The following is a 16,088-nucleotide window of genomic DNA, read 5'->3' on the forward strand; positions in this document are numbered from 1 at the left end:
AGCGCAGAGTGGTATAGGCCATGGGGCAGGGAGCAAAGGGTGTTTGCGCATCTGCCTGGCCATTGTTTGGTATAATAGCCGCGTTGCGGCGCAGATACCACGGGCGCGCAGCGCAGAGTGGTATAGGCCATGGGGCAGGGAGCAAAGGGTGTTTGCGCATCTGCTTGGCCATTGTTTGGTATAATAGCCGCGTTGCGGCTATTATACCACAAAGAGCAGGGGGAGAAAATCCCCCCGCCCCCGCAAAGCGTCGAAAATCCCCCCGCCAGCGGCCAATAAATTGACAAATGCCGGCCCAGACTGTACTATAAGGGCAGGTGGCTGCCGCCGCCTTTTTTGTGCGACGGCGGCCGACTGCACGCCGCCACAGCGCCCGCCCCGGCGGCTGGGCAGTTTTGATTTGAAGAGAAGAAAAGGTGGTAAAGAGAATGGAAGGCAAAGTTCGCACCCGGTTTGCGCCTAGCCCCACCGGCTACATGCACGTGGGCAACCTGCGCACCGCCCTATACGCCTATTTGGTGGCCAAAAAAGACGGCGGCACCTTCATCCTGCGCATCGAGGACACCGACCAGCAGCGCAAGGTCGAGGGGGCTGTGGACATCATCTACAACACCCTGCGCCAGTGCGGCCTGCGGTGGGACGAGGGCCCCGACATCGGCGGTCCGGTGGGCCCCTATGTGCAGAGCGAGCGGATGGGGATGTTCATCGACTACGCCAAGCAGCTGGTGGAGTCGGGCCACGCCTACTACTGCTTCTGCGACAAGGACCGGCTGGAACAGATGAAGACCATCCAAAAGGCCTCCGGCCAACCCACCCGCTACGACGGCCACTGCCGGAACCTCTCCAAAGAGGAGGTGGAGGCCCGCCTTGCCGCCGGGGAGCCCTATGTCATCCGCCAGAAGATGCCGCTGGAGGGGACGACCACCTTCCACGACGAGATTTTCGGCGACATCACCGTCGAGAACAGCACCCTCGACGACCAGGTGCTCATCAAGCGCGACGGGATGCCCACCTACAACTTTGCCAACGTGGTGGACGACCACCTGATGGGGATCACCCACGTCATCCGCGGCAACGAATACCTCTCCTCCACCCCCAAGTACAACCTTCTCTACCAGGCCTTCGGGTGGGAGATCCCGGTCTACATCCACTGCCCGCCGGTGATGAAAAACGCCACCGAAAAGCTCTCCAAGCGAAACGGCGACGCCTCCTTTGAGGACCTGGTGGCCAAGGGCTATTTGAAGGACGCGGTCCTCAACTACATCGCCCTGCTGGGGTGGAACCCCAAGGGCGAACAGGAGATCTTTACCCTCGACGAGTTGGTGCGGGAGTTCTCCCCTGAGGACATCTCCAAATCCCCCGCCATCTTCGACCCCCAGAAACTGCGCTACATCAACGCCGAGTACCTGCGGCGGATGGACGAGGAGACCTTCTACGAGACCGTTCTCCCCTGGATGAAGAAGGGCGTTGCCCGGGAGGACATCGACTTTCACCTGCTGGCCCAGGTGCTGCACGCCCGCACCGAGGTGCTGGAAGAGGTGCCCCCCCAGCTGGACTTCATCGACGCCCTGCCCGATTACAGCAACGACCTCTACACCCACAAGAAGATGAAGACCAACGCCGAGACCTCCCTGGACGCCCTGCAGAAGGTGCTGCCGGTGTTGGAGGGGGTCGAGGACTTCACCCTCGCGCCGGTCCACGACGCCCTCTTTGCCCTCATCGCCGAGCTGGGAGCCAAAAACGGCGCCATCCTCTGGCCGCTGCGGGTGGCCCTCACCGGCAAGTCCTTCACCCCCGGCGGCGGGGTGGAGATGGCGGTCATCCTGGGCAAGGAAGAGTCCCTCGCCCGCATCCGCAAGGGCATCGCCCAGCTGCAGGGCTAACGGGCGCGTTTTTTAAAAAGAGAAGAGGCGGCCAGGGGCCGCGGGGTTCTGCCGACCCCGCGGCCCCCTTTTTTCTGTGTGTGGCCCGCCCTGCCGGGCGGTGGACGGGCGCCCGAAAGAGAGGGGATAGAGACCCCGCCCCCAAGCGCCCTGCCGCGCAATGGGGAGATACCCGAACGGCCGGGTTTGACGGCGATTCCCTTGAACCAGAGAGAGGCGGCCCAGAGGGGCCGCCTTTTTTGCGCCCCTTCCCGAGGAAAAGCGCCTCCTTCTCCCAAAAGGGGCCTTTCTCCCGCCGCCCTCGCCGCAAAGAGCCATTTTTCCCCATGCCCGCTGCGACAGAATTTCCCCCCGCCGGCCCTCTATACTGAATGTACCAAAGAGAGCCGACACCCCTCCCCCCTATGTGTATGCGCCGGGGAGAGGGAAGATGCGCAAACCAGGGAGGAATTGGCCATGAGAGGGATGCTGTTTACAGCCGCTGGGCGGCTGGCCCGGGGCAGGGTGGGGAAAAAGGGGGGAGTCCAGCGCAGCTGGCTGGCCCAGATGGCCCACCGCCACGCCTTTTTGCTGCGGCAGGCGGGGGTGTTCGCCGTGGGCTTTGTGCTGGCAGGGGCCTCGCTGCTGGGGGAGATGTCCCCCCTGGCCATCGCCTTTCTGGCGGCGGTCCCCGGCGACTACCTGCTCTGGAGCGCCACCGGCGCCTTCTGCGGCTACCTGCTGCTCACCCCGTTGGAGACGGGTCTCACCTATCTGGCGGCGGCGCTGTTGACGGTGGTGCTGCGCTGGGGGCTGGCCTTCCGGGCAGAGGAGCGGCGGGCGGCCTGGCCCAAGATCACCGCCTGCGGCCTGGGGGTGCTCATCGCCCGGGTGGGGCTGGCCTCAGCGGTGGGGTTGGCGCCCGACCGGCTGGCCCTGGCCGCCAGCGAGGCGCTGTTGACCATGGGGGTCTGCTACTTCTTCACCGTCACCGCCGCGGCCTTCTCCCAGGGGAAGAGCATCAAGGGCTTTTCCAACCTGCAGCTGGCCAGCCTCTTTATCTGTCTGGCCTGCGGGCTGATGGCCCTGGATGGGGTCGCGGTGCTGGGCCTCTCGGTGGGGCGGATGGCGGCGGTGGTCTTCACCCTGGTGGCCGCCTACCTGGGCAAGGAGTCCACCGGCGCGGTGGCGGGGGTTCTGATGGCGCTGGCCATCTCCCTCTCAGGGCCGCAGATGCTGCTGTTCATGGGGGCCTTCCCCCTGGGGGGGCTGGTGGCGGGCCTCTTCGCGCGGCAGAACAAGGTGCTCTGCGCCCTCTCCTTTGGGGTCTGCTGCACCATTGTCGCCACCTTCCTGCCGGCGCAGGAGCTCTCGGGCGGGCTGGTGGTGGAGTGGTTTGTGGGCTGTGCCCTCTTCCTCCTCCTGCCGGGGAGGCTGCTGGGGGCCCTTCCCCTGGGAGAGGGGGCCGACAGCCTGGTCAAGAGCGAGCGGGTCAAGCGGATGGTGAGTTACAAGCTGCAGTCCACCGCCGCCTCCCTCTCCACCGTCTCCCACAAGATTCAAACCCTCTACAAGCGGCTGGACACCCTGGGCGGGGAGGACATCTCCCAGGTCTACCACTGCGCCGCCGACAAAGTCTGCAAAAACTGCGGGCTGTGCAGCTTCTGCTGGGAGCAGCAGTACACCGAGACCTGCGACTGCCTCAACAAGGGGATGGAGGCGCTGCAACAGCGGGGCCAGCTCTCGGGGGAGGACCTGCCCCCCTACTTTGTCAAGCGCTGCGTCAAGCTGGCCCCCCTGCTGCAGGCGGTGGAGGAGGGCTATGAGCGCTACCTGCAAAACCGGGCGGCGGGGCGGAAGATGTCCTATGTCAAGAGCGGGGTCATCGGCCAGATGGAAAGCCTCTCCAAACTGCTGGCGGGAATGGGCGAGCAGGTGGAGAGCATGGACGACGTGGACATGCTCTCCAGCCGCCAGATCGCCAACCTCCTCGCCGACCTGGGCTTTGCGCCCAAGGACGTCCTCTGCACCACCTCCCGCCAAAAGGGGGCCAAGATTGAGCTCAAGCTGGACAACGACTTGAGCGAAAAGCAGCAGCGCTATATCTCGGAGGAGCTCTCGGACTACTGCGAGCGCAACTTTGATGAGGGGGTACTCAAAAAGACCCTGGACGGCAGCTACCTCACCCTCAACGAGCGCCCACCCCTGGTGCTGGAACACGGGGCTTGCCAGCTGGCGGCGGACGGCCGCTGCGGCGACAGTTTCGACGTCTTTTCGGGGGAGGACGGCTACTGCTACTGCGTTCTCTCCGACGGGATGGGCACCGGCGACTTCGCCGCCATCGACTCCACCATGACCTGTTCGGTGGTCTCCACTGTGTTGCGCTCGGGCTTTGACATTGACGGTTCGGTGGAACTCATCAACAGCGCCCTGGCGGTCAAGACCGGGGATGAGGCGGTCTCCACCATCGACTTGATGCGCTTTGACTGCTTCACCGGCGAGGCCCTCTTTGTCAAGGGAGGCAGCCCCTGCACCTATCTGCTGCGGGGCGGCCGGGCTGTGCGGCTGGGCAAGCCCTCCCTGCCCATTGGCATCCTCCAGAGTGTGGCGCTGGACAAGAGCACTGCCCGCCTCAAGGCCGGCGACCTGGTGCTGATGGTCAGTGACGGCGCGGTGGGGGAGGACGAGACCCTCATCGCCCAGCAACTGGCCCTCTTAAAGGACCGGGAACCCCAGGAGATCGCCCAGGCCATCTGCCAGCTGGCCAAACACGCCGCCGGCCAGCGCGACGACATCACCGCCATCTGCTTTCGGGTCTCGGCCCAATAGGCGTTTCCCCTGCCGGGGCCGCCGCTCCCCTGCCCGGTCAGCGGGGGAGAGCGGCGGCCAGCGGCTTTGCATACCATCTCCTCTTTTTGTGGCAGCGCCCCTTTCGCTCTCTTGCCGGCGAAGGGGCGCTGTCGCGCGTCTGTCCCCTGTGCAAAGGTGCACAAAAAAGCCGCCGTCTGTTTTGCGAAAAAATAGACGGCGGTCTTTTTCTTTTGAGAGGGAGAATTTTATGCTGTAAGTGCGGCCAGTTCCTCCTGCGAGAGGAGGGTCACTGCCCGGCGGCCCGACCGCACCAGCCCTGCCTGTTCCAGCTGTTGTAGGGCCCGGTGGACGCTGCGCAGGGTGGTGAAGAGGGCGTCGGCCATCTCCTGTTTGGGCAGGGTGACCACCCCCTGTTCGTCGGCGCTGGCCAGGAGGAGGGCCGCCAGCCGAACGGCCACCGTCTTTCCCTTGGCGCCGGCGCGCTCCAAGGACTGGTCGAGCTGTTGGCGGGCGGTCTTTTCATAGAGGCGCAGCGAGAGCCCGGCATCCCGCCGCAACAGGGCCAGCAGCGCCTCCCCGCCGATGCGGTAGCCCCGGCAATCCCCCGCGGCGAAGACGGTGGTGATGACCCGCCGGCGGCAGACGACCTCCAGGTCGCCAAAAATCTCCCCCGGCCGGTAGCGGTAGAGGATGGCGGAAAAGCCGTCGGGGTCCAGGGTGCGGACCACCGCCTCCCCCTCGGTGAGAAGGCAGGCCCACTCGGGCACCTCCCCCTGCAGCAAAATGGCCTCCCCATTCTTGCAGGCAAAGGGGGAAAAGTGCCCCAGCAGCCCCCGCTGTGCCAGGTATTCCAAAATGTTGTCCACAGAGACCCACCCCCGTTTTCTTTTATGATAGGGGGGCGGCATTCATTTGTCAATTGAGAGAGGAGAGATCGCAGATGCAAACAGCGCGCAAAAAGATCATCATCGACACCGACACCGCGTCCGACGACGCGGTGGCCCTGGTCATGGCCCTGCGGGAACCCGCCTTGCAGGTGCTGGCCATCACCACTGTGGCGGGGAATGTCCCGCTGGAGTTGGCCACCAAAAATGCCTGTCTTAGCGTCACCTACGCCGGGGGGGATCGCCCCCCCATCTACCCGGGGGCGGACCGCCCCCTCTGCCGGTCCCTGCGCTGCGCCGAGGGGATTCACGGAAAGGATGGAATGGGGGATCAAACCTGTTTTCGCGCCCCGGAGGTGGAGGCCGAGCGCACCCACGCGGTGGACGCCATCCTGCAGCTGGTGCGGGAGGGGGCAGGGGACATTGAGATCGTGACCCTGGGGCCCCTGACCAACCTGGCCCTGGCCATCTTACAGGAGCCGGAGACCATGAAGCGGGTGCCGCGGATCACCGCCATGGGGGGCGCGGCCTTTTACGGCAACACCAGCCCCACCGCCGAGTTTAACTTCTGGGTGGACGCCGAGGCGGCGGACATCGTCTGCCGCTCGGGCATCCCCCTGACCATCGCCACCATCGAGGCCTGCCGGGGGGACAGCAGCCTGGGGGCGGAGCAGATGGCGCAGCTGGAGGCGGTGTCAGAACAGGGGTGGTTCTGTGTGACCTGCAACGACACCATGCGCCAGCTCAGCATCCAGCGGCGGGGGACCCCCTCCATCAGCCTGCCTGACCCCATGGCCCTAGCGGCCCTCACCCGGCCCGATCTGATCACCGGCTCCTTTGACGCCTACGTGCGGGTGGAGACCCAGGGGTCGGACCTGACCTACGGGATGATGGTCTGCGACCGCCGCCCGCCGGAGTGGGGGGCTGTCTCCAAGCGGGAGGGGCCCCGTCCGCCCTTTCAGGCAAAGGTGGTCCACGAGATGGACCAGGAGGGCTTTTTCCACTACCTGTACGAGTTGGTGAAATAGCGTGAAGGAGGAATGCGCAGTGAGAAAGATCATCATTGACACCGACACCGCGTCCGACGACGCAGTGGCCCTGGTGGCGGCCCTGCGGGACCCCACCTTGCAGGTGCTGTCCATCACCACCGTGGCGGGGAATGTGGAGCTGCCCCTGGCGGTCAAAAACGCCCTCCTCTCGGTGGAGCGGGCAGGCACCTACCAGCCGCCGGTCTATGTGGGGGCGCCCGGCCCCCTTCTCTGCGAGCTGGAGACGGCTGACCAGATCCACGGGGCCGACGGGATGGGGGACCTGGGCACCCTGGGAGAGCCCGCCCTCGCCCCGGCCCCCGGCTACGGGGCCGACGCCCTGGCCCGCTATGCCGGCGGGGGAGAGGCGGAACTTCTGACCCTGGGGCCCCTGACCAATGTGGCCCTGGCCATCCGCAAGTACCCCGAAGCCATGAAAAAGTTGCGGCACATCACCATCATGGGCGGGGCGCACCCCTACCACAACCCCCACACCGTCTGCGCCGAGTTCAACATCATGGTGGACCCGGAGGCGGCGCAGATCGTCTTCTCCTTCGGGGTGCCCATCACCCTGGTCACCTTGGAGGCCTGTGGCGGCGAGGCGCGGCTGGACGAGGCGGCCATGGAGAAAATGCGCGCCGCCAGCGATGCAGGGCGCTTTTGCATCGACTGCAACCGCACCATGATCGAACTGGCCCGGGCAAACAGCGGGGCGCCCTCGGTGGACCTGCCCGACCCGGCGGCCCTGGCGGTCCTCGCCCGGCCCGACCTGATTCGGGAGAGCTTCCCCGCCCACACCCGGGTGGAGACCCAGGGGGCGTTCACCCGGGGGGCCACCGTCTTCTGCAAGCCCGGCAACCTCTACGACCCGGCCTTTGGGGACGAGCCTGCGCCGGAAAACTCCCTGGTGGTCACCGGCCTCGACGTGGCGGGCTTTCACCAGTACCTCCTCGACCGGGTCACCCTGTAACGGAACTGCCCACAAGCCTTTCTCATTTTTCATCAGAGAGAGCCGACCTCGTCAGAGGCCGGCTCTCTCTGCAGTTGCCGAAGGGGGAAGGGAGACAATTGCGTGAACGGCATGCACAAAGTAGTTTTGATGACAGGGTTGTTCTTGCCGTCAGTTTCAAGTGCCCAGTGCGGTGGATCAATTTGCTCTTGAGTCACTTTGAGACATGCGATATACTGTTGTCAGAGATAGAAAAATCAATAATTTTATAACATTATGGGGAAATGTTATGGGGGGTTATTGGTTTGAATGGTTTGAACCAAATGAATGACAGTGAGGGTTTAGAAAGAGATGAAGTGGGGAAAAGTCTACTTGAAAGAACGAATGAAATTTTAGCTATTACCCGCGCTGATCTTTCAAGGGGCAGTTCCATAAGTGTGCCGGTTGCACAGCTGTCTACGCTTGGCGCTGGTGTGGCGTCTCTCGTTCCGGCATTGAGAACGGTCATCCAAACGACATCTATTGAGACACAGGGGCTATATCGTTTGGCAAATGTAGGCGTTAACGATGCGCTTAAAAAGGCGAAAAACGGAAATTTTTGGGGCGCTTTCAAAACTGTTGAGGGAAAGTCGAAACTCGTGCAGCTTCAGGAAGCGAGTCCCTCTTCGCAAACAACGACTGTGCACATGCCAATAGACCCAGCTACAGTAATGATGGCTGCTGCTCTTTTTTCTATAGAGCAGCAACTGGGCAATATTGCCGAAATGGAAAAACAAATTTTGTCATTCCTGGAGACGGAAAAGGAATCAGCGATTGAAGCCGATGTAGAGACGCTGTCTACCATTGTCGCAAAGTATAAATTCAATTGGGACAATGAGCACTTTGTCGCGAGCAATCATAAGTTAGTCCTCGATATCCAGAGGACGGCGAGAAAGCACATGAACTCGTACCAAAAAGAGGTCAGTGAAGTTCTGCGTGCAAAACGATTGGTTGTGTCGCAGTCCAAAGTCAATACCGCTCTTCAAGGTTTGCTGAAGAAGTTTAAGTACTATAGGTTGTCGCTCTACACGTTTTCCCTGGCGTCTTTGCTCGAAATCATGCTGAGCGGTGATTTTAAAGAGGAAAATATTGCGTGTATAAAAACAGAGATTGAAAACCTCGCTTTAGCATACAGAGATATCTATGGTCAATGCTCGCTATACTTAGAGAAGTTGAGTGATTCTTCTCTGGAAACCAGTGCTTTAAAGGGCCTTGGCGCTGCCAGCAAAACAGTTGGAAAGTTCATTGGCAGTATCCCCATTGTAAAGGAAGGGCTTGTCGATGAATTTCTTCAGGACAGCGGCGCCCAACTAAAAAAGAATGCAGTCGGCATCGAGAAAAAGATTGTGGAGTCATTTGCGGAGATCAGCAACCCCGAGGTCAGGGTTTTTATAGAGGAAATGGAAGACATGATACAGATTTACGGGCACACCACAGATATTTGTTTTGATGAAAACCATATTTATCTCGTTGCCGGTTAATCAGAAAGCGCTGTTGTCCCGCAAAGGGAGATCAGGCCTGCCGAGCGACAGTAAAAAGGTTCTGCCTGGGAAAGCCACAGGCAGAACCTTTTTTGTCTTGTGAACACCGGTCTAGACGACCGGTGCCTCTTTATACCCCGGGGCGGAAAACGCCGCCTGCCGGGTGGATAGGAGCAGCTGGTTTAGGCTTTGCCAGCGCAGCCCAAGACGTTGTTGATCTTGTGCTTGACCATCTCGCGGATGGCGTCGCGGGCGGGGGCCAGGTACTGCCGGGGGTCGAAGTGGGAGGGGTTCTCCCACAGGTATTTGCGGACCGCGGCGGTCATGGCCAGGCGCAGGTCGGAGTCGACGTTGATCTTGCAGACGGCCATCTTGGAGGCCTGCAGCAGCATCTCCTCGGGGATGCCGATGGCATCGGGCATGGCGCCGCCGTACTGGTTGATCATCTCGACGAACTCGGGCACCACGGAGGAGGCGCCGTGCAGGACGATGGGGAAGCCGGGCAGCCGCTGGGACACCTCTTCGAGGATGTCAAAGCGCAGCTGGGGCTTCTGGCCGGGTTTGAACTTGTAGGCGCCATGGCTGGTGCCGATGGCGATGGCCAGGGAGTCGACCCCGGTGCGGGTGACAAAGTCCTGCACCTGGGCGGGGTCGGTGAAGGAGGCCTTGTCGGCGTCGACCTTCACGTCGTCCTCGATGCCCGCCAGCTGGCCCAGCTCGGCCTCAACGGTCACGTCGAACTGATGGGCGTAGTCGGCCACCTGCTTGGCGACGGCCACGTTCTCCTCGTAGGGGAGGTGGGAGCCGTCGAACATGACCGAGGTGAAGCCGCCGTCGATGCAGCTCTTGCACAGCTCAAAGGAGTTGCCGTGATCCAGGTGCAGGGCGATGGGGACGCCGGTCTCCTCGACCGCCGCCTCGACCAGTTTGGTCAGGTAGGTGTGGTTGGCGTACTTGCGGGCGCCGGCGGACACCTGCAGGATGACGGGGGCCTGCAGCTCTTTGCAGGCCTCGGTGATGCCCTGCACGATCTCCATGTTGTTGACGTTGAAGGCGCCGATGGCGTAGCCGCCCTCATATGCCTTTTTGAACATCTCACGGGTATTTACCAGTGGCATAGAAATTCACGCTCCTATTCTTTTGTCGGCCGGTCTCACACGCCGGCCTTCTAGCCCTTAGTATAGCAGACCCGGGGCCGTTTGGAAAGGCATATGGCGCATTTGTCTTTTTAAACAGGGGATTTTTCACCCGCCGTGCCCCCGGTGACCCGGCTTTTCAGCGCCCCGGGGCAGTGCCGGCAGTAGTGAAAGAGAAACTGCTGGGCCAGCCCCTCATACCCCCGCAGGTAGCGGGGGAAACCCTTGGGGAAGAGCTGGGCCATGGCCCGCTTCATCCAGACGTCCATGGGCACCACCTCCCACCGCCCCAGCCCGTAGAGGAGGGCGCAGTCGGCCACCTTGGGCCCCACCCCTCTGATTTGGCAGAGGGCGGCCCGGGCCTCCTCCAGGGGCAGGGCCGCCACTGTGTGCAGATCGAGCCGGCCCGCAGCCACCTGCCGGGCCGCATCCAGAATGTACCCAGCCCGAAACCCCGCGCGGATGGGGGCCAATTCCTCCGGGGTGCAGCGGGCCAGCCGCTCGGCGGTGGGGAAGGTGTGGAGGAGCGCCCCCGGCGCGTCGGGATGGGTCAGGGGCTGCCCCAGCAGGGCGGTGAGGGCGCGGACGATTTTTTGGATGCGGGGGATGTTGTTGTTTTGGGAGAGGATGAAGGAGCAGAGGGCCTCCCACGGGTCCTGCCGCAGCAGCCGGATACCCGGGGCAAAGGTCACCGCCCGGCGCAGCACCGGGTTGCGGCAGAGCAGTGCCCTGGCCGCCCGGTAGTCCCGGCCCCAGTCGAAGTAGGAGAGGATCGCCCCCTCCTCCCCGGGGCGCAGCCCGGTGAAGACCACGGCGTCCCCCTCCTCCCTGCCACGGCAGAAGGTGTTCCCCACCGCCCCCTGCCACCAGCCCTCCCCGTCCTGCCGCCAGCCAAAGCACTGGCCGCACTGGAGGGTGTCCCCCAGGGAGAAGGGGGGATTTCCCCCCTCCCCGGTGAGGAGGAGGCGATCCCCCCGCCGGCAGGCGGTGAGCCCGGGGGGCGAGGGGAGGAGCAATTGGGTGGACATCAAACACACCTCTTTTCCAAAAAACAGAAAATGCAGGGCGAAAATCGGGGGCTTGCAGGGGCTGGTTTTCCCCTCTTTTCGCCGCTTGCAGGGGAGGGCAAAAGGGCTTTCCACCGCCATTGCGCGCCCCTTTGTGAATTGCCCCGGGCCGGTGGAAAAAGGCTGGCTTCTGCCCCTTTCTACCCCCACTATACCAGAAAAAGGGGCGCTGGAAAACGGAAAATCCCACCGCCGGAGAGGGAAAAATCCGAGTGGATCGGTGGGATTTAGACAGATTGCACGAAATAAAGGCCGGCCATCGCCCCGAAAAACGGCGAAAAAACGGGGCGTTTCCCCCTTGCATTTTGGGGCGATGCAGGCATTGAAATTGCCGTGGAGTTTACATAATATTCACATTCCATCGGGGTGCAGGAGGCTGCAAATCCCGGTATTCCACCGTTTCAACCTGTTTTCCACAGAGAGATTCCACACTTTCCACAGGGTTTTCCACTGAAATTATGGAAACCTCCAGCAAATACCACCGGTATAATTCCCAAGGGCTGCATAAATCCCCCGCCGATTTGGCAAACCTAAAGGTGAGAAATGGGCAGAAGGGAGAGATGCCGGGTGGTGCGCGGTGTGAGCAAGCGGGTGGTGGAGATTGTCGGCCAAAAAGAGGACTGTTTTGAGCGGGCCATTGTCATTGTGAGGGGAGAGGCGGACGGCCTGGGCGCCGCCCAGCTGCGGCAGCGGGCCACGGGCGCCCTCTCCGGCCTGGTGAGTTACCGGCGGACGGCGCTCTGGCGGGACTGGCTCCTCGTCGGCCTGCGCTACCTGGGGACCTTTTTGGCTGGGGCGGGGGCCTGTTACTGGCTGATTCACTGAAGCGACGCAGCGGGAGGGCGAACGGACGCCCTCCCACTTTTTCTGTCCCCAAGGACGGCATGCCCCTTCGCCCCGTCGAAAGCCGCCTTTTTTACAGGGCGGGCGTGTAGGGGGCGCCGGTTGGCCGGGCGCAGAGGTCCCGGGGGGAGAGGGGGGGGGAGAGGCACCCCCGTTTTTTTGTCGTGGGGGGGCGAAAAAGGCCGCAAAAAATTGAAAGGGGGCGGTCCTCTGTGCTATACTAATACAGATAGTGAGCCGGCGGGAAATGGTCCGGAACGCCGAATGCCAAACAGAGAGACCGCGGCCCAGGCCAACGCCGGGCCGCGAGGGATAGAGAAGCGGGAGAATGAGCGATGTACGATGAATTGGTAGTCGGGCGCAACGCCGTGTACGAGGCGCTTTGCGGCAGCCGGGGGGTGGACTGTGTCTACCTGCAGCGGGGGGCCCGCCCCAAGGGGGTGGCCAAAATCCTGGCCGCCTGCAAGGAGAAGGGGGTCCCCTTCAAAGAGGTGGAGAGGGAGAAGCTCGACGAGATGGCCGGGGAGGTGCCCCACCAGGGGGTGGCGGCCTCGGTCTCGCCCATTGCCTACCGCTCCATTGAGGAGATTTTGGAGATTGCCCGGTCGCGGGGCGAGGCGCCCTTTGTGGTGCTCTGCGACGGGATTTTAGACCCCCACAACCTGGGGGCCATCATCCGCACCGCCGAGTGCGCCGGCGCCCACGGGGTCATCCTTCCCAAGCGGCGCAGCGCCCCCCTGTCGGCGGCGGTCTACAAGACCTCGGCCGGGGCCTGTGAACACCTGGCCATCTGCCGGGTGGGGAATTTGGTGCAGGCCATCGAGCACCTCAAAAAGGCCGGGCTCTGGCTCTACTGCGCCGACATGGACGGCCAGAACTGCCGGGACACCGATTTTGCCGGCGGGGTCGGCATGGTGGTCGGCAGCGAGGGCGAGGGGGTCTCCAAGCTGGTGAAGGAGCGGTGCGACGTCACCGTCAGCCTCCCCCTGCGGGGGAAGATCACCTCCCTCAACGCCTCGGTGGCCGCGGGGGTCGTTCTGTACGAGGTGGCAAACCAGCGGCTGGCCGCCGAGAGGGGAAGGGGGAAGGAACGTGGATAAAAACCGCAAGTACGACACGCTGACCAAAAACGCCCTGGTGGACGAAATCCTCAAACAGGTGCGGGCCAAGCGGGAGCCGGAGGCCCCGCCCCCCGCCTCTGCCCCCACACTGCCCCGGCCGGGCGGGGAGAAGCGCCCCTCGGCCGCCGAGCTGGTCAAGGAGGTGCAGGCCGAGCGGAGCGCTGCCTCCGACCCCCTGCAGGCCGCGTGGGAGCACCGCCATGCCCCCGGGGGAGAGCGGGAGACCGCCGCCCCGCCGGAGCCGGCCCCGAGGGGGGAGGGCGCTGTCGCCCCCGAGGCGGCGGTGGCCCACCGGGAGATCCACCCCTTCTCCGCCCTGCCCCACCGGGAGAGCGAGGCGGACGAGGCCCAGCGCATCCAAAAGGTGGCCAGCTTTTTCAGCGGGGAGGAGACCCCAGAGTCCATCGTCCCCGAGATCGAGGGCCTGCCCCTGGAGCGGGAGCGCCGCCCCAAGAAGAAGCGGTTTTCCTGGGGCCGCCCCGCCCGGGAGGAGGCCGCCCCGCCGGCACCCGAATCGGTTGCCCCTTCCGCCCCGGCGGGCGGGGAGGGGCCGGAGCCTACTCCCGTCCCCGAGGGGGGAGGAGCGCCCCCCGCCGCCAAAGTGGAACCGGCCGCCCCTGCCGAGAGCGGGGAAAAACCGGCCCCCATCCCGGTTGCCTCCACCCCTGCGGAGGGCGAGGGGAAAGAGGAAGAGAAAGAAAAGACGGCCGCCGCGCCGGCTGCTCCCGCCCCCGCCCAGCCGGAGCGCCGTCCGGCCAGCGAGACCGACGTCTTTCGCGCCATCCGCGAGCCGGTGCCGCTGAACGTCTCGGGCCAGGCGGAGATCTTTGTGGAGCGCAGCGAGAAGCGCGCCCGGGAACTGCCGGAGGAGGCCCCCTCCGGCACCTTTGACATCAGGGAGCGGATGGACCGGGAGATGCGCCAGGCGGTGGCCGAGGCCGAGAGCCTGGACACCCGGGAGCTGCTGCGCCGGGCGCGGGCGCCCAAGGTGTCCCAGTTCACCATCGAGCACGGGGCCATTGGCGACGCCGAGGCCTTTACCGGGGAGGAGGAGTCGGCCTACACCCAGGCCGAGGACGAGGAGGACTTCCTCACCGACAAGGACGAGCACACCGCCCTAGAAAAGCTCTGCTCCCTCAAGGGGAAGCTGAAGATGCGCATGGGGATCACCTTCACCCTCTTCTTGCTGCTGTGCTACCACAATCTGGTGCCGGTTTTTGGGCTGCCGGTACCCGCCTTCCTCTCCCCTGGGGAGGGGCCCTATCTCTACCTGGGGCTCAACTTGCTGCTGCTGTTGGCGGGGGTGTTCTGCTGCACCTCCACCGTGGTCAACGGCTTTCTCTACACCTTTACCCTCAAGGGGGACAACGACTCCCTGGTGGGGCTGGCCTTCTTCGGCTGTCTGGTGCAGGCGGCAGTCCTCTTTGTCAACCCCGGCTATCTCAAGAGCCCCGACGTCTTTCTCTACTCGTCGGTGGCCATGTTCTCCCTCTTTTGCAACTGCATGGGCAAACTCAACATGGTGCACCGGGTGCTGCGCAACTACCGCTTCATCGCCTCGGACAGCGACAAGTACACCACCGAGATGGTGGAGCCGGCCTCCCTGGCGGAAAACATCGTCAAGGACCTGGCCATCCGCGAGCCGGCGCTCTGCTACCGCAAGCGCAGCCAGGTGCTGGACGGCTTTGTCTCCCACAGCTTTTCCGAGGACCCCTCCGACCGCTGGGCGCGGGTGGCGTCGGGCATCTGCCTGGTGCTCTCCCTGGCGGTGGGCTGCAGCATCTACTTCTTCAAGCAGGACCTGGTGGGGGCGGCGGGGGCCTTCTCCCTGCTGCTCTGCCTGTCGGCCCCCTTCTCTTTGATGTTTGCCTTCAACGTCCCTTTCAGCCGCACCTGCAAGACCCTCAACCGCTACGGCGGGGTGCTGGCGGGCTACTCGGCGGTGGAGCGGCTGTACGATCTCAACGGGCTGGTGGTCAGCGACACCGACCTCTTCCCCCGGGGGAGCGTGCTGCTGCACGGCATCAAGACCTTCGGCGGGGAGCGGATCGACGAGGCCATCCTCAAGGCGGCCAGCGTCCTCTGCGCCGGGGAGTCCGACCTGAAGCCGGTGTTTATGAAGGTGATTGAAAACCGCACCGACATCCTGCTGCCCTACGACAGCTTTGCCTACGAAAACGCCATGGGGTACTCCTGCTGGATTGAAAACAAGCGGGTGCTGGTGGGCAACCGGGAGTTGATGCGCAACCACGGCATCGACCTGCCCTCGGCCGACTACGAGGCCAAGTACCGCAAGGAGGGGGAGCGGGAACTGCTCTACCTGGCCACCTCGGGCGAGTTGACGGCCATGTTCGTCCTTAGCTACACCGCCAACGAGCAGGTGGGCCAGCTGCTCGCCCGGCTGGACAAGACCGGCGCCCTGATCGCGGTGAAGACCGGCGACCCGGGGCTGACGGTGTCCCGCATCTCCGAGACCTACGGCCTGCCGGAGGACATGTTCACCCTGGTGCACAGCCACACCGCCGCCCAGCTGGACGCCCTGCACGACGACCGGCCGGGGGACTGCGGGCTGACCACCATGGGCTCCTTCCTCTCCTTCGCCCAGGGCATCCTCTGCGCCCTGGGGGCCAAGAGCGGGGTGCTGGCGGCCCTGGTGGTGCAGTTTGTGGGGCTGGGACTGGGGGTGGCCCTGGCGGCCCTCTTCGCCCTGACCGGGGGCGCCGGACAGTTGAGCACCGCGGTGGTGCTGGGCTACCAGTTTGTCTGGCTGGTGCTGACCGTGGCCCTGCCCGCCCTGAAAAAGCAGTGATTTTTGCGGCCAAAAGCCGCGGTGCAATAAAAAGAGAGAGGGCGGCTTCCCCAAAACG

General features: G+C 63.8%; 12 protein-coding genes. 9 read left to right on the forward strand and 3 right to left on the reverse strand.

Going from position 1 to position 16,088, the window contains the following annotated elements; all coding sequences use genetic code 11:
* The first annotated feature begins 428 nt into the window (after nt 1–428).
* Nucleotides 429–1,883 carry a glutamate--tRNA ligase gene (gene gltX, locus HJY11_RS12875; protein WP_208076357.1) on the forward strand — a complete coding sequence of 485 codons (1,455 nt, stop codon included), beginning with the start codon at nt 429–431 and terminating at the stop codon, nt 1,881–1,883.
* A gap of 456 nt (nt 1,884–2,339) precedes the next feature.
* Complete coding sequence (locus HJY11_RS12880) at nt 2,340–4,691, forward strand: SpoIIE family protein phosphatase (RefSeq protein ID WP_208076358.1); 2,352 nt, start codon at nt 2,340–2,342, stop codon at nt 4,689–4,691.
* A 227-nt stretch (nt 4,692–4,918) separates the two neighbouring features.
* Here the strand turns inward: HJY11_RS12880 and HJY11_RS12885 are convergent, their stop codons facing one another.
* Entirely contained in the window at nt 4,919–5,539 is a 621-nt protein-coding gene (locus HJY11_RS12885) for a Crp/Fnr family transcriptional regulator (protein ID WP_208076359.1), read from the reverse strand.
* Between the two features lie 74 nt (nt 5,540–5,613).
* Between HJY11_RS12885 and HJY11_RS12890 the strand changes: the two genes are divergently transcribed.
* From HJY11_RS12890 to HJY11_RS12900, 3 genes are all read left to right on the forward strand, one after another.
* The gene (locus tag HJY11_RS12890; RefSeq protein WP_208076360.1) at nt 5,614–6,585 is read left to right on the forward strand and encodes a nucleoside hydrolase; all 972 of its coding nucleotides are present in this window, start codon (nt 5,614–5,616) and stop codon (nt 6,583–6,585) included.
* Nucleotides 6,586–6,604: 19 nt separating this feature from the next.
* A complete protein-coding gene (locus HJY11_RS12895) occupies nt 6,605–7,555 on the forward strand; it encodes a nucleoside hydrolase (RefSeq protein WP_208076361.1) in 951 nt (316 codons plus the stop codon).
* A gap of 284 nt (nt 7,556–7,839) precedes the next feature.
* Nucleotides 7,840–9,054 (forward strand): hypothetical protein, encoded by a 1,215-nt coding sequence (locus HJY11_RS12900; protein ID WP_243764533.1) that lies wholly within the window; start codon nt 7,840–7,842, stop codon nt 9,052–9,054.
* Nucleotides 9,055–9,236: 182 nt separating this feature from the next.
* Here HJY11_RS12900 and fba read toward each other — a convergent pair whose 3' ends face one another.
* Together fba and HJY11_RS12910 are read right to left on the reverse strand one after the other, a co-directional pair.
* On the reverse strand, nt 9,237–10,172 hold the full coding sequence (gene fba, locus HJY11_RS12905; protein ID WP_044992674.1) for a class II fructose-1,6-bisphosphate aldolase: 936 nt from the start codon (nt 10,170–10,172) through the stop codon (nt 9,237–9,239).
* Nucleotides 10,173–10,282: 110 nt separating this feature from the next.
* Complete coding sequence (locus HJY11_RS12910) at nt 10,283–11,218, reverse strand: DNA-3-methyladenine glycosylase family protein (protein WP_208076363.1); 936 nt, start codon at nt 11,216–11,218, stop codon at nt 10,283–10,285.
* Between HJY11_RS12910 and HJY11_RS12915 the strand changes: the two genes are divergently transcribed.
* From HJY11_RS12915 to HJY11_RS12930, 4 genes are all read left to right on the forward strand, one after another.
* Complete coding sequence (locus tag HJY11_RS12915) at nt 11,211–11,711, forward strand: hypothetical protein (RefSeq protein WP_208076364.1); 501 nt, start codon at nt 11,211–11,213, stop codon at nt 11,709–11,711. The two genes, HJY11_RS12910 and HJY11_RS12915, sit on opposite strands and share 8 nt — an antisense overlap.
* 113 nt (nt 11,712–11,824) lie before the next feature.
* The gene (locus HJY11_RS12920; protein ID WP_208076365.1) at nt 11,825–12,082 is read left to right on the forward strand and encodes a hypothetical protein; all 258 of its coding nucleotides are present in this window, start codon (nt 11,825–11,827) and stop codon (nt 12,080–12,082) included.
* Between the two features lie 353 nt (nt 12,083–12,435).
* On the forward strand, nt 12,436–13,200 hold the full coding sequence (gene rlmB / locus HJY11_RS12925; RefSeq protein WP_208076366.1) for a 23S rRNA (guanosine(2251)-2'-O)-methyltransferase RlmB: 765 nt from the start codon (nt 12,436–12,438) through the stop codon (nt 13,198–13,200).
* Nucleotides 13,193–16,030: a hypothetical protein gene (locus tag HJY11_RS12930; protein ID WP_208076367.1), complete on the forward strand. Its 2,838-nt coding sequence runs from the start codon at nt 13,193–13,195 to the stop codon at nt 16,028–16,030. Before rlmB ends, HJY11_RS12930 begins: the two co-directional genes overlap by 8 nt.
* Nucleotides 16,031–16,088: the final 58 nt, after the last annotated feature.

This window comes from Bittarella massiliensis (ex Durand et al. 2017), assembly GCF_017566145.1.
Taxonomy (GTDB): domain Bacteria; phylum Bacillota; class Clostridia; order Oscillospirales; family Ruminococcaceae; genus Bittarella; species Bittarella massiliensis_A.

Bases quoted from the DNA above. Each gene is read 5' to 3' on its own strand.
- HJY11_RS12890 (WP_208076360.1), top strand. From the start codon at position 5,614: ATGCAAACAGCGCGCAAAAAGATCATCATCGACACCGACACCGCGTCC.
- HJY11_RS12910 (WP_208076363.1), bottom strand. From the start codon at position 11,218: ATGTCCACCCAATTGCTCCTCCCCTCGCCCCCCGGGCTCACCGCCTGC.
- rlmB (WP_208076366.1), top strand. From the start codon at position 12,436: ATGTACGATGAATTGGTAGTCGGGCGCAACGCCGTGTACGAGGCGCTT.
- fba (WP_044992674.1), bottom strand. From the start codon at position 10,172: ATGCCACTGGTAAATACCCGTGAGATGTTCAAAAAGGCATATGAGGGC.
- HJY11_RS12880 (WP_208076358.1), top strand. From the start codon at position 2,340: ATGAGAGGGATGCTGTTTACAGCCGCTGGGCGGCTGGCCCGGGGCAGG.
- gltX (WP_208076357.1), top strand. From the start codon at position 429: ATGGAAGGCAAAGTTCGCACCCGGTTTGCGCCTAGCCCCACCGGCTAC.